The sequence below is a fragment of the Paenibacillus sp. 79R4 genome (assembly GCF_013393165.1).
Lineage (GTDB): Bacteria > Bacillota > Bacilli > Paenibacillales > Paenibacillaceae > Fontibacillus.
In genome coordinates, this window is the sequence record NZ_QJOT01000020.1 from 1 (window position 1) to 17,900 (window position 17,900).

Annotated in this window: 25 protein-coding genes and 1 rRNA gene; 2 read left to right on the forward strand and 24 right to left on the reverse strand. The window is 46.5% G+C overall.

Going from position 1 to position 17,900, the window contains the following annotated elements:
• From DMN77_RS20810 to DMN77_RS20820, 3 genes are all read right to left on the reverse strand, one after another.
• Window positions 1-93, reverse strand: a 16S ribosomal RNA gene (locus tag DMN77_RS20810); the annotation flags it as partial.
• A gap of 302 nt (window positions 94-395) precedes the next feature.
• Window positions 396-626, reverse strand: a complete 231-nt coding sequence (locus DMN77_RS20815) for a hypothetical protein (protein WP_068779141.1) — start codon at window positions 624-626, stop codon at window positions 396-398.
• Window positions 627-752: 126 nt separating this feature from the next.
• On the reverse strand, window positions 753-1,367 hold the full coding sequence (locus DMN77_RS20820) for a stage II sporulation protein M (RefSeq protein ID WP_068779140.1): 615 nt from the start codon (window positions 1,365-1,367) through the stop codon (window positions 753-755).
• 159 nt (window positions 1,368-1,526) lie between these two features.
• On the opposite strand from DMN77_RS20820, the gene pdaB reads away from it, so the two are divergent.
• On the forward strand, window positions 1,527-2,336 hold the full coding sequence (gene pdaB / locus DMN77_RS20825) for a polysaccharide deacetylase family sporulation protein PdaB (protein ID WP_068779139.1): 810 nt from the start codon (window positions 1,527-1,529) through the stop codon (window positions 2,334-2,336).
• A 93-nt stretch (window positions 2,337-2,429) separates the two neighbouring features.
• On the opposite strand, the gene DMN77_RS20830 is transcribed toward pdaB, so the two are convergent.
• The gene (locus DMN77_RS20830) at window positions 2,430-3,047 is read right to left on the reverse strand and encodes a KinB-signaling pathway activation protein (protein WP_068779138.1); all 618 of its coding nucleotides are present in this window, start codon (window positions 3,045-3,047) and stop codon (window positions 2,430-2,432) included.
• Between the two features lie 127 nt (window positions 3,048-3,174).
• Here DMN77_RS20830 and gerD point away from each other — a divergent pair, with 127 nt between their 5' ends.
• Complete coding sequence (gerD, locus tag DMN77_RS20835) at window positions 3,175-3,990, forward strand: spore germination lipoprotein GerD (RefSeq protein ID WP_179016224.1); 816 nt, start codon at window positions 3,175-3,177, stop codon at window positions 3,988-3,990.
• Window positions 3,991-4,042: 52 nt separating this feature from the next.
• Here the strand turns inward: gerD and DMN77_RS20840 are convergent, their stop codons facing one another.
• From DMN77_RS20840 to rplO, 20 genes are all read right to left on the reverse strand, one after another.
• Window positions 4,043-5,155 (reverse strand): Mrp/NBP35 family ATP-binding protein, encoded by a 1,113-nt coding sequence (locus DMN77_RS20840; RefSeq protein WP_068779136.1) that lies wholly within the window; start codon window positions 5,153-5,155, stop codon window positions 4,043-4,045.
• A 61-nt stretch (window positions 5,156-5,216) separates the two neighbouring features.
• Window positions 5,217-5,990 carry an N-acetylmuramoyl-L-alanine amidase CwlD gene (gene cwlD, locus DMN77_RS20845; protein ID WP_179016225.1) on the reverse strand — a complete coding sequence of 258 codons (774 nt, stop codon included), beginning with the start codon at window positions 5,988-5,990 and terminating at the stop codon, window positions 5,217-5,219.
• Between the two features lie 314 nt (window positions 5,991-6,304).
• Entirely contained in the window at window positions 6,305-7,474 is a 1,170-nt protein-coding gene (gene sat, locus DMN77_RS20850) for a sulfate adenylyltransferase (RefSeq protein WP_068779133.1), read from the reverse strand.
• A 37-nt stretch (window positions 7,475-7,511) separates the two neighbouring features.
• Window positions 7,512-8,204: a phosphoadenylyl-sulfate reductase gene (locus tag DMN77_RS20855; RefSeq protein WP_068779132.1), complete on the reverse strand. Its 693-nt coding sequence runs from the start codon at window positions 8,202-8,204 to the stop codon at window positions 7,512-7,514.
• Between the two features lie 120 nt (window positions 8,205-8,324).
• A complete protein-coding gene (locus DMN77_RS20860) occupies window positions 8,325-8,645 on the reverse strand; it encodes a hypothetical protein (RefSeq protein ID WP_068779131.1) in 321 nt (106 codons plus the stop codon).
• A gap of 178 nt (window positions 8,646-8,823) precedes the next feature.
• Complete coding sequence (gene rpsI / locus DMN77_RS20865) at window positions 8,824-9,216, reverse strand: 30S ribosomal protein S9 (RefSeq protein WP_068779130.1); 393 nt, start codon at window positions 9,214-9,216, stop codon at window positions 8,824-8,826.
• Between the two features lie 20 nt (window positions 9,217-9,236).
• Window positions 9,237-9,674 (reverse strand): 50S ribosomal protein L13, encoded by a 438-nt coding sequence (rplM, locus tag DMN77_RS20870; RefSeq protein ID WP_068779129.1) that lies wholly within the window; start codon window positions 9,672-9,674, stop codon window positions 9,237-9,239.
• 186 nt (window positions 9,675-9,860) lie between these two features.
• The gene (locus tag DMN77_RS20875) at window positions 9,861-10,181 is read right to left on the reverse strand and encodes a TFIIB-type zinc ribbon-containing protein (protein ID WP_179016226.1); all 321 of its coding nucleotides are present in this window, start codon (window positions 10,179-10,181) and stop codon (window positions 9,861-9,863) included.
• A gap of 66 nt (window positions 10,182-10,247) precedes the next feature.
• Window positions 10,248-11,066, reverse strand: a complete 819-nt coding sequence (gene truA, locus DMN77_RS20880; RefSeq protein ID WP_068779127.1) for a tRNA pseudouridine(38-40) synthase TruA — start codon at window positions 11,064-11,066, stop codon at window positions 10,248-10,250.
• A 304-nt stretch (window positions 11,067-11,370) separates the two neighbouring features.
• Window positions 11,371-11,736 carry a 50S ribosomal protein L17 gene (rplQ, locus tag DMN77_RS20885; RefSeq protein WP_068779126.1) on the reverse strand — a complete coding sequence of 122 codons (366 nt, stop codon included), beginning with the start codon at window positions 11,734-11,736 and terminating at the stop codon, window positions 11,371-11,373.
• Between the two features lie 44 nt (window positions 11,737-11,780).
• Window positions 11,781-12,725 carry a DNA-directed RNA polymerase subunit alpha gene (locus DMN77_RS20890; protein WP_068779125.1) on the reverse strand — a complete coding sequence of 315 codons (945 nt, stop codon included), beginning with the start codon at window positions 12,723-12,725 and terminating at the stop codon, window positions 11,781-11,783.
• A gap of 132 nt (window positions 12,726-12,857) precedes the next feature.
• Window positions 12,858-13,253 (reverse strand): 30S ribosomal protein S11, encoded by a 396-nt coding sequence (rpsK, locus tag DMN77_RS20895; protein WP_009226663.1) that lies wholly within the window; start codon window positions 13,251-13,253, stop codon window positions 12,858-12,860.
• Window positions 13,254-13,273: 20 nt separating this feature from the next.
• Window positions 13,274-13,642 (reverse strand): 30S ribosomal protein S13, encoded by a 369-nt coding sequence (gene rpsM, locus DMN77_RS20900; protein WP_068779124.1) that lies wholly within the window; start codon window positions 13,640-13,642, stop codon window positions 13,274-13,276.
• A 20-nt stretch (window positions 13,643-13,662) separates the two neighbouring features.
• Window positions 13,663-13,776, reverse strand: a complete 114-nt coding sequence (gene rpmJ, locus DMN77_RS20905) for a 50S ribosomal protein L36 (RefSeq protein WP_068779123.1) — start codon at window positions 13,774-13,776, stop codon at window positions 13,663-13,665.
• 258 nt (window positions 13,777-14,034) lie between these two features.
• Window positions 14,035-14,250, reverse strand: coding sequence for a translation initiation factor IF-1 (infA, locus tag DMN77_RS20910; RefSeq protein WP_068779122.1), 216 nt, complete (start codon window positions 14,248-14,250; stop codon window positions 14,035-14,037).
• Between the two features lie 2 nt (window positions 14,251-14,252).
• Window positions 14,253-14,561: a KOW domain-containing RNA-binding protein gene (locus DMN77_RS20915; RefSeq protein ID WP_068779121.1), complete on the reverse strand. Its 309-nt coding sequence runs from the start codon at window positions 14,559-14,561 to the stop codon at window positions 14,253-14,255.
• Window positions 14,562-14,570: 9 nt separating this feature from the next.
• On the reverse strand, window positions 14,571-15,323 hold the full coding sequence (gene map, locus DMN77_RS20920; protein ID WP_068779120.1) for a type I methionyl aminopeptidase: 753 nt from the start codon (window positions 15,321-15,323) through the stop codon (window positions 14,571-14,573).
• Entirely contained in the window at window positions 15,323-15,973 is a 651-nt protein-coding gene (locus tag DMN77_RS20925) for an adenylate kinase (RefSeq protein WP_068779119.1), read from the reverse strand. The genes map and DMN77_RS20925 overlap by 1 nt, the downstream gene beginning before the upstream one ends.
• 93 nt (window positions 15,974-16,066) lie before the next feature.
• Window positions 16,067-17,365 carry a preprotein translocase subunit SecY gene (gene secY / locus DMN77_RS20930; protein WP_179016227.1) on the reverse strand — a complete coding sequence of 433 codons (1,299 nt, stop codon included), beginning with the start codon at window positions 17,363-17,365 and terminating at the stop codon, window positions 16,067-16,069.
• Entirely contained in the window at window positions 17,365-17,805 is a 441-nt protein-coding gene (gene rplO / locus DMN77_RS20935; RefSeq protein WP_127002982.1) for a 50S ribosomal protein L15, read from the reverse strand. Before rplO ends, secY begins: the two co-directional genes overlap by 1 nt.
• Window positions 17,806-17,900 lie beyond the last annotated feature (95 nt).

Below are 17,900 nucleotides of genomic sequence, written 5' to 3' on the forward strand. Positions count from 1 at the left end.
CGGAGAGCAAGCTCTCCATCAAGTCCGCTCGACTTGCATGTATTAGGCACGCCGCCAGCGTTCGTCCTGAGCCAGGATCAAACTCTCCAATAAAGTGTTGCTCATTGAAAAGAGCGATTAGCTCATTTTGAATCTGACTTATTTCTTAGATTTCACTTGACGTGAAACCCGCTCACTCGTTGTTCAGTTTTCAAAGATCAACTTCACTTTCGCACGTCGCTGCGTTTCAGCGGCGACTTTTATAATATAACATGTTGTTTCATATTTTGCAATAGTTTTTTTGGCTTTTTAATGATCAATTCGAACTACTGCGTTTTGGCAACTTATTCCGTCAAAAATCGGAACGTTTCATAATTTATCACATTACGAACAGCAAAGTCAAATACAATTTTATCCTATTGCTTGACCCGAGGGAAGCGTGAATTTCTAGCGTATTTGGAGAGCTCTTTGGAGGGGGCGAACCGAGCGTACATACGAAATACAGTTTTATATCTCTTGGCGATCGCGTCGCGGATATCCTGATCCAAACGCTGATCGCTCATATCAAGCAGCATCTCGTCCAGTTCTTTGCGCAGAACATAGTCGAGCTCCTTGCATTCTTTATCATTGAACATCATTCCCAACATAAATACAGCTCCTCTATCGACTCAGTTAATATCTATCTGCCATATCCCTAACTGCACATAACCTATTCGCGGCTTTTGACCGCTTTACTGTTATGCACAGTTTTTGGGAAAATTATGACATCAATATTAACGAACCAAGTAAAAAGTGAGCGTACTTTCAATTACCGCCGCAATCAACAGCAATGCCACCGTCCAAAAAGCTGCTCTAATGAGCGAGTTAAAGAACTCCCGCCATTGGATCGTTCGCTCACTGCGATCCCGGGCCCCCAGCTCTCCAAGACCTTTAAGCACATAGTAACCGAACTGAATCCCAAAGGCAGCAGCCATAATGATGGCCGGGATCTCGATAATTCCATGAGGCAGCAGTCCTTTTACAATGAGATCAAATAAATTGGCCCCATGCTGTGCCGAGGTGGTGACTAGGAAACCAAGAACAAGCCCATTCATCAGCAGGAACACGGCTGGCAATATACCAAACAATGCACCCAAGAAAATAACCCCCAGGCTTTTAAACACATTATTCAGAAAGATAAATTTAAAAAAGCTTAGCTCTGGTACTGCGGATTGGGATAATTGCTCGCTATAATTTCGCAATGTCTCAATATCAGGCATGACCAGGTTAGTGATCCGCTCCGTCTCCACCGCTCCCATCAAAATGCCGACGGCAAAGAAAGCTAGCGAGACCCAAAGCGACTTTTTATATTTTCGTAAATCACGCAGAAACAAGCGAAATGACAGCATGATATCTCCTCCAATAGATAGTTTGATTACTTCAGGAGCACAAGAAGGCTTTGACCCTCTCCTAAACTTTTGGGACAAGAAAGGTCATATTCCCGAAAGGTACAGGCATATATTGTACAAGCGAAATTCATTCTGATAACGAGAGGGGCTAATCAAAGCATGAACAACTTCTTCTATGTCCTTAACGGGAAGAAAATCAAAAGGTTTTTCTTTGTTTTTGCGGCGGCCCTGTTTGCAGCAGGTATCGTCTATGTGGAGCAGAGCCATATCACCGTATTCTCCGAAGAAAGCAGCCCCGCCGCCATCTACAGTGTACCTACGGAGAAGAAAGTGATTGCCCTGACCTTCGATATCAGTTGGGGAGACAAACGGGCAGAACCCATTCTGAAAGTACTCAAGGACAAAAATGTTCAGAAAGCAACCTTCTTCATCTCATCCCCTTGGGGAAAAAGTCATCCGGAAATTGTGAAAGCAATCCAGGAACAAGGATTTGAAATTGGCAGCCATGGACACAAACATGATAACTACAGCGAATTGACCGATGAAGAAATCTCCAAGCAAATTACTACAGCCCATTCTATTTTAACCGAATTAACCGGAAAAGCACCAAACCTGCTGCGTCTTCCTAATGGCGATTTTGACAAACGTGTGTTATCCATTGCTGATGGACTTGGTTACAAAGTAATTCAATGGGATACAGATTCTCAGGATTGGCAAAATAAAGGCGTCGACAAAATCGTTAATCGCGTCGTTAACAAAGCGCATCCAGGTGATATTGTTCTCCTGCATGCCAGCGATTCAGCCAAGCAGACGCATGAAGCCCTCCCTGCTATTATCGATCAATTGCGGCAAAAGGGATATGACTTTGTAACAGTCACTGATTTGCTTCAGGAAGCAGGGGTAAAAGGAACCGAGGTCCGCGATCAGGCCTGGATTCAAGAGCAGATCGATACAGCGGCTGGGATGTAATCGACCAGAACTGTATTTATAAAAAAAGGGACCCTATCTCCGTTCTTACAGAGATAGAAGGTCCCTTTTACATTTTATTCTTTCGAATAATTCCTAATTGATCATTTCTTGACTATGTATCTGTGGAGACTGTTTAGGTTTTAATACGCGGTGCAAAATCAATATCTGATAGGCATTACAGGCAATCAATGGACCGGCAATCCAGGCGGTCGCCTGATCCACCTCAATCTTCAGCACGCCGATCGTCTCTACAATGGTTACGGCAATCATGAAGAATAATGTAGGGATCCATGCGGAGCCATTAGTCATTTTTGCTTTGAAATAGGCCACAGCTATGGCGACAAGCAAAATAATCCCCCCCAATACAACATCGGAGTAAGAACTTTTGTTACCGCCTACAAAAATCCGCAGAAACATTAATTCAAATAAGGCCAGCGCTGTCAATACAAGCTGAACATATTGCCAGGTTCTACGGGAGAACACACCCGTTCCCATATAATTGACCATCATATATGCGAAGAATCCCATTTGGGAATATACGCTTACCATGACCCCAACACCTAACAATAAACCGATATTGACAAAAAGATCTGCCGTCCCGTTCAGCTTCATAGTATCCGTCAACTGCAGAGCCAGACCAATCACGAGCGAACCGGCGGCTCCAACCACCAAGGTCGTCCAGAATAAATGCAACCATCTTTTTAAATTCAAATAAGCCACCTCCCACTACCGAAATATTTTACCAATGATGGCAGCAAAAAACCATCGTTTTCACTCGGATAATTCTTTTTTTTAGCCACATACTACAAACATTGATACTCATAAGGAGGCTGGAACCATGAAGTGGGTGGGTTATTACCGCTGGTCATTATGCATCATACTTACACTTACATTAACGGCATGCGGCTCTGATCAAGGCTCATCGCAATCTTCCCAAGGCGGATATAAAGATACAAAATCGATGGTTATCGACATTTTAAAAACCGACGACGGTAAAAAGGCGATTTATGAAGCGTTAAGTTCACCGCAGACCGAATCCGGCAGCAGTTCAAGCTCTTCCTCTGAGTCCGGCTCTGGATCTGAATCCGGTTCTGGGTCTGGATCAGACTCCGGAGGCTCCTCCGGATCAGGCAACAGTTCGGGTGGTTCGGGTGGCGGAAGTTATGGAATCAAGATGCTCCTGCCTTCCCACACCTCTGAGGAAGTCAGAATGGCTGTAAAGGATACGATCACCTCTCCACAATACAAAAAAGAAATTGAGAAGATTATGACCGATCCTCAATTTGCCGGGAATTTTGCCAAGGCGATTAGCGCTCAAAACAAGCAGCTGCATATGGACCTGATCAAAGATCCGACTTATCAAAAATCGATGCAGGAAATGATGAAATCACCTGAAATCATGCAGATGTTCCTGGACTTGACCAAGACATCGGACTATCGGAAGCAGACGATGACTATCATGCAGGAAGCGATGCAGAGCCCTCTTTTCAAAATGGAGGTTATGGACCTGCTCAAGACGGTGGTTCAAGAGCAGCTCATCCCTAAGGTTGAGAAATCAGGTGAGAACCAGAATCAAGGTGAAAGTCAAGGCGGCAAGAATGGCGGAGAGCAAAAGAAACAAGGCGGTGACAGCGGCTCCGGCGAAGAAAGCTAAGCTTAATCAGTTCCACTTTCGATATATAAAGAAAAGACTGAACCCTTTAGGTTCAGTCTTTTTGACATTTTGCGATGACAGTATCCGCGATCTCGCCATAAATACGTCCGGTTGGTGTATCCTCCTTATAAATCGAAGGAGAGAAGTCTGGTTCCGATGGATGATTGTCCGGCGTTCCAAGCGGAATTTGCGCCAGCAGATTCGTATGCAGTGTCTCGGCTAAGCGTGCCCCACCACCACGACCAAAGATATAGTCCTTCTTATGGCAATCCGAACATTCATAATAGGCCATATTCTCCACCACACCAAGCACTTCATGCTCGGTCTTCAGCGCCATAGCCCCGGCTCTGGCAGCTACGAAGGCCGCCGTCGCATGTGGTGTTGTTACAATAATCTCGCGGCTTTGAGGAATCATCTGATGTACATCCAGCGCTACGTCCCCCGTTCCCGGCGGCAGGTCAAGCAGCATATAATCCAGTTCTCCCCAATGGACATCAGCGAAAAATTGTCGCAGCATCTTCCCGAGCATCGGTCCGCGCCAGATCACAGGTGTGTTCTCCTGGATGAAGAAGCCCATCGACATTACCTTAACGCCGAATCTCTCCACTGGCTGAATAACCCCATCCTCGATCGCCGGAGCTGTCTCGATCCCCATCATATCCGGAACGCTGAAGCCATAGATATCGGCATCAATCAATCCGACCCTTTTACCCAGACGGGCCAGTGCTACCGCTAAATTTACAGCGACCGTGGACTTGCCAACTCCGCCTTTGCCGCTGGCGATTGCGATGAAATGCACTCCGGATTTAGGATCCAGGATCGATAATTGCTCCAGCCCTGCTCCATGTCCCCGTGGCCCTTGTGATGCATTTCCTTCGGTTTCATTGGACGTCACGGCTTGTCCCGCTTCCTGACGCTCATGCTCGGAAGGCTCGCGGAAGCGCATGTGCACGTTGTTGACACCAGCTTCCTGAAGACGGAAACGTACCTCCTCCTCCAGCTTTTGGCGCGTCTTCTCATCCTGCTTCAAGCTGATTACTGTCAAAGAAACCTTCTCTTCCTTGATCATTACATTGCGTATCCAATTCAAATCGATCAAGCTACGGCCCAATACAGGCTCTGCAATAGGTCTAAGTATGGCCTCAAGCTGTTCCTTCGTTAACACAGACAACACCCCGGATCTATTTAGTAATCGAATAATCAGTATAAATATGATATTAATTATATCATTTCCTGGTGTTGTCTGCTTTGCTTCCACTTTCTTTTTTAGAAATATATTTCATAATACCTTGATAAATCGAAGCCGCCACTTTCTGTTGGTACTTCTCATCCCCAAGCAATCTGGCTTCCTCCGGGTTCGATAAGAATCCGACTTCTACCAATACCGCAGGAATTTTTAATTCCTCCAGCAAATACACCGACTTATCGGAACGCTTGGCAACCCTGTCCGTATTATTTAGATTCTTACGCAGCTCATCCTGAATATACTCGGCCAGTGTTACGCTATCCCCATTATTGGTTGAAAAGAAGGTTTGCGCCCCGCTCCAGCGTGAGGAGGGAACACTATTCATGTGAATGCTGACGAACAACCCTGCCTTCTTCTCCTCAATATAACGAACCCGCCGCGTCAAATCCTCCGTTTTGCGCTTCTTATACCCTTTTGTATCCGCACTCGCCAAATCGCGATCTTCTTCCCTCGTCATAAATACGAGCGCACCGGCCTGCTGCAGGTAATCCCGCAAGTACAGCGTTACTGCCAGGTTAATATCCTTTTCAATGACCCCCTGCTTGCTTACCGCACCGCCATCCGGTCCTCCATGACCCGCGTCGAGAGCAATCGTCGTCCCCGCCAGCGGCAGACTCCAATAGCTGGCGGTCTTTATGGCCGGAACTTCATATTTTGCAAATCCAATCAATAATCCAAGCAGTCCAATTCCAAGCAGTCCCCACTTGATATGATTTAACTTCAGCCAGACATTTACTTTATCCTCGGAGTCCATAAAAAAGCCACCTCCATCCCATAAATGACACTAATCATCTATATGGGACGAGGTGGACAAATATTACAAGTTTACGCTTCGATTATATAAGTGCATGTTCAAAAAGGCCGATTTTCAGCACTGAAACTTATCCTTCCAATGTGTGTTTTTCCAAACGCTGCAGTTGGATGAAGGTAAGGATTAAAGAAGCTACACCTTTTTGGAGAAAACGGGCTCGGAAGCATTGGCTCACGGTTCGTACAAGATCATCCGTAACGTTTAAACAGGAAACAGAACTTCGTAAGGCATTCGCTTAGACCCTGGTGTTAAACTACCTATATAACAACCTGATGACTCATTCCTTCGATCAGTACTCTCGCGACTTCGGGACGAGTAAATTCAGGCGGAGGACAAATTCCTTCGCGAAGCAATCCTCTCACCTTGGTTCCGGACAAGGTCAGGTGATCCTCTGCGGGGTGCGGGCACGTCTTACTTGAAGCCATATTGCCGCATTTTGTACAGAAGAAGCTATGCTCAAAAAATAAGGGCGTAATCCCTAATTCCTCTGCCGTAAAATGACTGAATATCTCCTGTGCTTCGTAAGTCCCATAATAATCCCCTACACCCGCATGGTCGCGTCCAACGATAAAATGGGTACAGCCATAATTTTTGCGAACCATGGCGTGAAAGATCGCTTCCCGCGGACCTGCATAGCGCATCGCTGCCGGAAACACGCCAAGAAATGTACGATCTTGTGGATAATAATTGTCCAACAGCACCAGGTAACTCTGCATTCTCACATCCGCTGGCACATCATCCGACTTCGTCTCGCCAACTAGCGGATTAAGGAATAAGCCGTCGACAATCTCCATTGCACTCTTCTGGATATATTCATGAGCCCGATGAACCGGATTTCTCGTCTGGAAGCCGACCACTGTATCCCATCCCTTATCCTCGAATATACGCCGAGTCTGTGCTGGATCGTAATAGAATTCTGTAAAGCGGCCCGGTCTCGGACGATGCAGCACTTGCACCGATCCGCCAATATAAATAGGTGAACGCTCCAGCAGCTTCTTAACACCTGGATGCTCTGGATCTGTCGTCTTAAATACTTGTTTGGCCTCATACAGTTGATCTACCTTATAAATACTTCCTACTTCAAGCACGCCATATACTATGCCATCCTGCTCGCCCACTAAGGCAATCCGCTCTTCAATAGAGAGCTCCGCAGCTTCCTGTTCGCTAACCGACAAGGTAATTGGAATGCTCCATACCGTGCCGTCTGCAAGCCGCATCTGCTTAACCACAGAATGATAATCGTCCTCGTTCAGAAAACCTGTTAAGGGAGAAAATGCGCCAACTCCAATCAAATCGAGATCAGAGATGGTCCAGCCATTGATAAGCACCGATTTCAGCTTCTTTGCATCCTCTAGCAAATGTTCGCGTTCCTCGCCTGTGACCAGTCGGTTGACGAGCGTACCACCATGTGGTGAAATTGCAGTCATACTGTATCCTCCCTACTCATTAGCCTCATCCTATGCATTATTTATGCAATCCGCACTCTGTCTTCTCTGATTCTGCCCAGCGGCCTGCACGCGGATCTTCTCCTGGCATAACCGGTCGTGTACAGTGTTCGCAGCCGATACTTGGGTAATTCTGATCATGCAATGGGTTGTATACGAGATTATGTTCCCGAATGTAGTTCCATACATCTTCGCTGGACCAGTCTGCAATCGGATTGAATTTGACAAGTCCAAACTTCACATCGTATTCAATCTTCTTGGCATTTGCTCTTGTTGGAGCCTGATCGCGTCTGATTCCAGTTATCCAGGCCTCATATTTGGATAAAGTCGTGCTTAACGGAGCTACCTTACGGATGTTACAGCAGGCGTTCGGATTGCTTTTCCATAATTCCACACCATATTGCTGCTCCTGCTCCTCTGGTGTAATTTCCGGGGATACTCTCACGAACTCTAGACCGTATCTCCCCACTAGCCGATCCCGGGTCTCATAGGTCTCCTTGAAATGAAAGTCGGTATCCAGATAGAAGATATCCGTCTTTGGACTAATCTTCTGAAGCATGTCTACAAGCACGACATCCTCCGCGCCGAAGCTGCAGGCAAAGGTTATGTTGGGAAATGTCTCAACTGCCCAAGCGATAATCTCCTGCGGCGTAGCCGACTCAAACTCTACAGCTTTCTCCTCAATCAGTGCCTCTTTCTCCAGTAAATTCATGCTCCGCCCCCTGTCTTGGAATAAGTCCTACTAATCAGATTTGAATTATCAATTTATAGTATAAATATTTCCAGATAGAAGTCAATAAAAAAGCACCCATTTGGGCGCTTTAATTCAATATTAAAATCTGTAGGTGGAGTCCGTATAATGGTCTGATGGCTTCTGGGCCGCGCTAATCATAAGAAGAAGGCCAGTAATCAAGTGCATAATCATACCCAGGATAGGAATCCAGGCGACGACCGAGGTAACGATCCCGACAATCGAACCATATTTCGATTCGTTATTATTTGCCGACAAGACTAATGTAATAATATGTAGTACAAACATGATGAACAGCGGTATGTATGAAGTTCCCACAATAATCAGCCCGCCGATAAGCGGAATACCGAAGAAAATTTCCAGGCCCCCAGTAACCCATTTTAGCGTTCTTGAGTTAGACATAGAATTACCTCCTTTCTATAATAATTTGTTTAACAAGCTGAATATACCAAAGCAACTCGCCAGTTTCCACCATTTTATTTATATTCAGGAATACGGTTAAGGATGATTCCTATACTCATATCTTCAATAAAATGCAAAAAGCCCCTGACCAAATGGCCAGAGGCATATAATGCAAATATTAACGCTTCGAGAATTGTGGTGCGCGACGAGCGGCTTTGAGACCGTATTTCTTACGTTCTTTCATCCGTGGGTCACGAGTCAGGAATCCTGCTTTTTTCAATGCAGGACGGAATTCAGGGTCAGCCTTGAGCAACGCACGGGAAATACCGTGGCGAATTGCGCCTGCTTGACCGGAGATACCACCGCCATGAGCAATAACGATTACGTCATAGCTGCCAAGCGTTTCCGTCAAAGTCAAAGGTTGTTTTACGATCAGTTTAAGAGTTTCCAGACCGAAATATTCATTGATATCACGCTTATTAATGACAATGCGTCCTTCACCCGGTACAAGGCGAACACGAGCTACCGAATGTTTACGACGACCTGTCCCATAGTATTGTACTTGTGCCATGAAACTGTCCTCCCTTTTTATTATCCGCGAAGTTCGTAAACTTCAGGTTTTTGTGCTGCATGTGGATGCTCTGTGCCAGCATAAGCTTTCAATCTCAGCTTCATCTTCTCGCCCATGCGAGTCTTAGGCAACATTCCGAATACAGCCGATTCAATGACGCGTTCAGGTTTCGTGTTCAAAAGATCCTTAGCAACAGTCACTTTCAAACCGCCTGGATGCAGGGAATGACGATAGTATTTCTTGTTATCCAACTTCTTGCCAGTAAGAGCAATCTTCTCAGAGTTGATTACGATCACAAAGTCACCGCCGTCAACGTGTGGAGTAAAGCTTGGTTTATGTTTGCCGCGGATAAGTGCAGCAACTTCGCTAGCCAGACGGCCCAGCGTTTTGCCTTCGGCATCAATGATGTGCCATTTGCGCTCAACTTCAGCTGGCTTCGCCATGTAGGTGGTACGCATGTAATGATCCTCCTTCATTCTCGTTCAAATGGTTCATTTATCTTCGTTCATTGTCAATTACTAATCAAGCATTTCGTAAATTAACGTACTGTGTATTCTTAATCGGGGCTGTGGGATAGCCATTAAGAAACACAACTTCTATTTTACAGGATGAAAAAGTAATGCGCAAGTGTTTTTTGAATGAAATCAGTCAAAAAGATCTCCAAATACATCGAGCACAGACTTCTTCTTCCTATACTTGTTGTTGTACCCCTGATTATGCTTCCCGGCATAAGGATCCTCATAGCCGCGGCCATGATTTGCTGAGTGATTGGTATGCTGCTGCGACTGATCCCGATGATCATACCACTCATTAAAAGCCGGTCTGATCTCACGCACCTCACTCATCAGCTTCTCCAGTTCACCACGATCCAACCATACACCTTTACATTCCGGACAGACATCAATCATAACTCCATCCTTCTCAATCTCTCTCATCCGAACATCATCGCACACAGGACATCTCATACAACATTACCTCCTAATAGTAACGTAATTGACTCATTCTGTATTCATGTACGGACATAGGTACGATTAAGTTTCGTAATTATTCGGATCGGTTAGATCACCTGCAGTGAGATCCGCCTCCTCATAGAGAACCTCCCACAACATCAGCCCTTTACTCTCTGCGGTTGGTCCGGCGGCAGCACGATCGTAGGCCTCTAATATTCTCTTCATATCCTCCGGCTTCCGTTTACCCTCGCCTACCTGAAGCAGAGTACCCACGATAATCCGCACCATATGCTGCAGAAAGCCGCTCCCGGTCATAAATATATGGATGACCCCCTGCTCATGCGAACCGGAGCACTTCCCCGACCGATCTACTTCAATCCAGGCCTTATAAATCGTACGCACATGGCTCGCCTTGGTCGAATGACGAGAAGCAAAGGAAGTATAGTCATGAGTTCCAATCAAATACTTCAGACCCTCCTGCATGCCCTCCACATTTAACCGACCAGGATGATGAACTTGATAACGACGGTTAAATACATCAGGCACCCGATTCGCGTTGATCGAGAATCTATAGGTCTTCCGTTTTGCCGATCGGCGGGCATGAAAAGACAGCGAGACCTCCTGCACATCCGTTACGCGTATATCGGCCGGCAGCCGGCCATTCAGCGCCATTCTCCAGCGATCCACCGGAATCTTCGATTCCGTATGCATATGGAAAGGCTGCTCTCTGGCATGAACCCCAGCATCTGTACGCCCCGAACCGTGGATCTTCACAACCTCGCCTGTCAACCCTAGAATCGCTGTCTCCAGATGATCCTGAATGGTATTGCCATCGGGCTGGGTCTGAAACCCGAAATATTCAGTTCCATCATAGCTGACGGTCATTAACAGGTTACGCATTAAGATCCTCCCTCCGGTAAACAATAAGGTTAGAGGCGGTTCAAAAAGCAGATTCGGCATCGCAGCTTGAATTCAGCCGGGCCTCGGTGTTTACGTACCAACGACGTACTTGTCCCCAAGAATCCGGCTTCTTCCAACTAAAGCGTTTGGTAAAACGCACATTAAATCTTAGGCTTCGGTGCAGAAAAATGATCTTTTTGAACTTGATATAAAAACTTCCCTTTGCACAGAAAAACTCTCCGCTAGCTAAGCCACATAAGCCGAGCCGACAGAGAGTTTCACGTACAATGGGTTATCCCCGGTATTAAGCGCGGTCTACCAGTTCCAAGTAAACCATAGGCGCAGAGTCACCGCGGCGTGGTCCCAATTTCAAGATACGAGTGTATCCGCCTGGACGCTCAGAGTAGCGTGGTGCCAGCTCCGAGAACAGTTTTTGAATTGCATCTTGCTGACCGTCGATGGATTCACGACGAACATAAGCTGCAACTTGACGACGAGCATGCAGATCTCCCTGTTTTGCCTTGGTGATCAGCTTCTCAGCGATTGAACGAACTTCTTTCGCTTTAGCCTCCGTCGTTTGGATACGTTCATATAAGAACAGGTCGGTTACCAGGTCACGAAACAAAGCTTTACGAGCACTGGAATTACGGCCCAACTTTTGGTATGCCATTTGAGTTTTCCCTCCTTCGCTAGAGACGATTCAATAAAAAGAGTTTATTCTTCCGTACGAAGTCCTAAACCAAGCTCCTCGAGCTTCTCTTGAACCTCTTCCAAAGATTTACGACCCAGGTTACGCACCTTCATCATATCTTCTTCCGTCTTCGTGGTCAGCTCTTGCACCGTATTGATGCCGGCACGTTTGAGACAGTTATAAGAACGAACGGACAGATCGAGCTCTTCAATCGTCATTTCAAGAACTTTCTCTTTCTTGTCTTCTTCCTTCTCAACCATGATTTCAGCGTCCTTCGCTTCGTCAGTCAACCCAACGAACAGAAAGAGATGCTCGGTCAAAATTTTTGCTCCGAGACTAACCGCTTCTTCAGGTTTAATGCTGCCATCGGTCCATACTTCAAGCGTCAGCTTGTCATAGTTGGTCACTTGGCCAACACGGGTATTCTCTACAACGTAATTGACGCGAGTAATCGGGGTATAGATCGAATCGACGGGAATGACTCCGATCGGCTGATCGTCTCGTTTATTACGATCTGCTTGAACATAACCACGACCACGTCCCGCATAAATGCGCATATGAAGTCTCGAACCCGGCTCCAGCGTTGCAATATGAAGCTCCGGATTCAGGATTTCCACATCGCTGTCCGCACGGATATCTCCTGCTGTAACTACTCCTTCACCTTCCGCATCGATCTCAAGGATTTTCTCCTCATCCGAATGGATTTTAAGTGAAAGAGCCTTCAGGTTCAGAATGATTTCCGTCACGTCCTCCATTACACCTGGGACAGTCGAGAATTCATGCAGAACACCATCGATTTGGACCGAGGTTACCGCAGCACCAGGCAGGGAAGATAGCAAAATCCGGCGAAGCGAGTTACCCAAAGTGGTGCCATAACCACGCTCTAGTGGTTCCACTACAAATTTACCATAGGTGCCTTCATCGTTAACTTCAACGGTCTCAATTTTCGGCTTTTCGATTTCTATCACGAAAGTACCCCTCCTTCAAACACTCGTTCCTACGCAAACTGCCATGTCTACTGAAGTCTTATCATGTAGTATGCCTAAACAACCATTGTTACCAAAATATGCTGTTGCTATACCACACTAGATGCGGCTTCATTATACACGACGGCGTTTTGGAGGACGGCATCCATTGTGAGGAATCGGAGTCACGTCTTTAATCATGTTAACTTCAAGGCCTGCCGCTTGCAAAGAGCGGATAGCGGCTTCACGGCCGGCTCCAGGACCTTTAACCATAACCTCGACAGTTTTCATGCCATGTTCCATAGCTGCTTTTGCAGCAGATTCAGCTGCCATTTGTGCAGCAAACGGAGTGGATTTACGGGAACCCTTAAATCCAAGACCGCCGGAGCTTGCCCATGAAATTGCGTTGCCATGTGGGTCTGTAATCGTAACGATCGTATTGTTGAAGGTGGAGCGGATATGCGCTACACCAGACTCAATATTTTTGCGATCACGACGTTTTGTACGTACGACTTTTTTTGGTTTAGCCATTGTTCAGTTATCCTCCCTTCTTATTTCTTCTTGTTCGCTACAGTACGACGAGGACCCTTACGAGTACGGGCATTCGTTTTTGTACGTTGTCCGCGAACAGGCAGGCCACGACGATGACGTACACCGCGGTAGCATCCGATTTCGATCAAACGCTTAATATTTAAAGAAATTTCACGACGCAGGTCACCTTCAACCTTGACCGTCTTGTCGATCGTTTCGCGTAGTTTGCTAACCTCATCTTCCGTCAAATCACGAACACGAGTGTCCGGACTGATGCCTGTTGTGCTCAGGATTTTCTGGGAAGTCGTTTTACCGATTCCGAAAATGTAAGTTAAGGCGATCTCAACGCGTTTATCACGTGGCAAATCCACACCAGCTATACGTGCCATTTTACGCTACACCCCCTTCTTTAACCTTGTTTTTGTTTGTGCTTTGGATTTTCACAAATCACCATGACGTGGCCTTTGCGACGAATGACTTTGCATTTTTCGCAAATAGGCTTTACAGAAGGTCTTACCTTCATGTTGACTACCTCCCTAAAGTTTTGCGAAGCAAAACTCTCTTCCTAAGGATTAGCTAGGTTGCAGTGCAATCCTAACTTCTAACATTGTGATCGAGCTCTGCTTGGCAAAGCCCTCTTCACAAAGATGAACAAGTCTTACGTATCGTAAAACTTGTCTCGATAGCAGCCTGTAATACAGACTATTCCATCATACTGTAAAGACTAAACTTCAATCAACCTTAATATAGTACCACAAAATAAAAGTAAAAGATATGGTATCTATTTACGATACGTAATACGTCCCTTGGTCAGATCATATGGTGATAATTGAACCACCACTTTGTCTCCCGTCAGAATCCGAATAAAGTGCATCCGCAATTTACCGGATACGTGAGCGAGAATTTGATGACCGTTCTCAAGCTCTACCTTGAAGGTAGCGTTAGGCAACGGCTCAACCACCGTTCCTTCTACTTCAATGACATCTTCTTTGGACACATTCAGTCTCCTTTCTCTTCGGCATTAGCATTGGCGGATGCTATATATACGCTAACTGCATGACGCAGTTTACCGTTTGTCACCCTACCGCTTTCTTGCAAACTTTGAACAACCTCGCTGCTGATCATGGACTGAAGTTCAAGATGTTGAACGTTCTTACGTTTAGGCTGATCGAATTTGCGTTTGTCTCCATTCGCGATCAACACGAACCGGTCATCCACAATCTCAATGATCACATAAACGTCGCCTGCATCTCTGCCTTTCAGCACCTTCGCCAGCTGGCCAACTTGTGGTACAGAGCGGTGCATCATGATAACCACCTACTCATCCAGCTTGGTAAGGATCTCCATGCCGTCCGCCGTGACTGCTACTGTATGCTCAAAATGAGCACAAAGTGAACCGTCCACCGTAACGACTGTCCAATTATCTTCCAGCGTTCTTACGAATCGCTCTCCCGCATTGACCATCGGTTCAATAGCAAGCACCATACCCGCTTTGAGCCTAGGTCCGCGATCAGGCGTACCGTAATTCGGAATCTGCGGCTCTTCATGCAGTTCAGTTCCTACGCCGTGACCGACATATTCACGAACGACCGAGAAGCCTGCATCTTCAATGTAACGTTGGATTGCATGCGATATCGTATATAAGCGCACATCGGGTTTAACAAGAGCCAGGCCAGCGAACAGAGATCCTTCTGTCACATCCAGAAGTTTCTGTGCCTCAGCGGATATTTCACCAACTGGATACGTCCACGCCGAGTCTCCATGATAGCCACGATATTGCGCACCTATATCAAGCGTAATGATGTCGCCTTCGTTCAATTTGCGTTTGCCGGGAAAGCCATGTACCAATTCATCGTTGACCGAAGCGCAAATGCTGTAAGGAAAACCGTTGTAATCCTTAAAAGACGGCAAAGCGCCTTGACTGCGTATGAACTTGTCGGCGATGTGATCGAGTTCACCCGTCGTAATTCCAGGCTCGATTGATTGCGCCATGAGCCTGTGCGTTTCCGCGACGATCCGCCCTGCTTCTCTCATAAAGCCTAGTTCCGTTTCGGATTTACATATGATCATTACACCTGACCTCGCAGTATAGATACGATCTCTTTGGAAACCGAATCAATTTCCTGTTCTCCATCAACTTGACGAAGCAAACCTTTATCTTCATAAAACTTGAGGAGAGGTGCAGTTTTGTTGATATATTCGTCCAGCCGAGTGCCTACGCTCTCTTCGTTGTCGTCGGAGCGTTGGTACAGCTCACCGCCGCACTTATCACAAACACCTTCCTGAGCAGGAGGATTAAAGATCACATGGTACGTAGATCCGCATGACTTGCAGATACGACGTCCGGTAAGACGCGCCATCAGCTTGTCACGATCTACCTTCAGGTTAATGACATGCTCCAGCTTTCTGCCAAGCCCGTTCAGCAGTTCTTCCAGCGCTTCCGCTTGCGAAAGGGTTCTTGGAAAACCGTCCAATAAAAAACCATTTTCGCAATCGGACTGCTGCAGGCGCTCACGAACAATGCCAACTGTAACATCATCAGGCACCAGGAGGCCTTTATCAATATACTCCTTCGCTTTCATTCCAACAGGAGTACCCTGCTTCATCGCCAGACGAAATGCATCGCCTGTCGAAATATGCGGAATGCCGAATTCATTAACGATAACCTCAGCTTGTGTCCCTTTACCTGCTCCAGGAGGCCCCATGAATAAAACGTTCATGTTTTTTTCACTCCCTCCTAGAATCTCCTTACAAGAAACAGCATAATAGGCGCCAGGAGAGCTAAAGTTCAAACTCGGCCTGGTACCTATCTACTATTTATTAATAAAGCCTTTATAGTGCCGCTTAATCAATTGTCCCTCAATCGTCTTCATCGTATCCAGTGCAACACCAATTACGATCAGAATCGAGGTTCCGCCGATTTGTACAGTCTTAGGCAGGTTAGCCAAAGCGCCCAAACCAACTGGAAGAATTGAAATCACAGCCAGGAACAGAGCTCCTGTCATTGTCAGACGCGTCAATACCCGTGTCAAATACGTTTGTGTCGCTTTACCCGGACGAATGCCCGGAATAAATCCGCCATTTTTCTTCATGTTCTCAGCAAGCTGCTGCGGGTTCATCTGCACGAAGGTGTAGAAGAACGTGAATCCGATAATCATCACAACATAAAGCACCATACCTAATGCATGGTCAATAGCGAGGTTCTGGCTCACCCAGCGTGCCCAGCCATGAGTTGACCAGAAGCTGGCAATGATAACCGGGAATTGCAGAAGCGAGACAGCAAAGATGACTGGAATAACGCCCGCCGAGTTAATCTTCAGCGGAATATGTGTATTCTGGCCACCATACATCTTATTGCCCACCACGCGCTTAGCATATTGCACTGGAATTTTACGAATCGCTTGTTGGATGTAAATTACACCAATAACGATAAGTACGCAGACCAATATGATTGCAATCGCCTTTACCACATTCATGAAGGTTTGTCCTTCAACGATAAATTCGGAGCGGGCAATACTCTGGATATGAGACGGGAACGCAGCGACGATCCCGGCAAAGATAATCAGCGAAATCCCGTTGCCGATCCCTTTGTCCGTAATCTGCTCACCAAGCCACATCAAGAACGAAGTACCTGCTGTCAACACGATAGCGATGACAAGATAATTCGCAAATGTTGCGTTAGGCACCATCTCAGTACCATACAAGCGGTTGAATCCGATCGAAGTCGCAAACGCTTGAATCAATGCCAGAACTACCGTACCGTAGCGGGTAATCTGGGCCATTTTCTTCTTGCCATACTCCCCTTGCTTCGCCCATTCCGCAAATTTCGGAATGACATCCATAGAGAGTAGTTGAACAATAATGGACGCCGTAATATACGGCATGATCCCGAGCGCAAAGATGGAGAAATTCTTGAGAGCACCGCCCGAGAAGGTGTTCAGGAACCCGAACAAGTCGCTTCCTGCATTGTTGACCGTCTCAAACACCCGGGTATCAACACCCGGAACCGGAACGAAGGATCCGATCCGATAGATGATAAAGATAAACAATGTAAACAGAATACGTGTGCGCAGGTCCTTCACGTGCCAAATGTTCTTAATGGTTTTAAACATTAGATCACCTCGGTTTTACCGCCGGCAGCCTCGATTTTCTCTACCGCAGATTGAGAGAACTTATTAGCTTTAACCGTCAATTTGACAGTAACTTCACCGTTGCCAAGAATCTTGATGCCGCTTTTAGCGTTTTTCACGATACCTTGATCCATCAACAGTTCAGGAGTAACCTCTGTACCCGCCGCAAAGCTGTTAAGTTCCTCGATGTTCACAATCGCATACTCTTTCCGCGTCGGATTGATAAATCCGCGTTTTGGCAAGCGACGATACAACGGGTTTTGACCGCCTTCGAAGCCCGGACGAACACCACCGCCGGAACGAGCGTTTTGACCTTTGTGACCACGCGTAGATGTTTTACCCATACCGCTACCAGTACCGCGGCCAACGCGTTTGCGTTCGTGACGGGAACCAGCAGCTGAGGAAAGCTCATGTAACTTCATCGTTCGTTGCACCTCCTTATTTATTGTTGGCATTAGCCCATAACGTTAACCCGCTTTATGCGGATCAGTTAGTACTGAATGCAGTTATCGCTTCA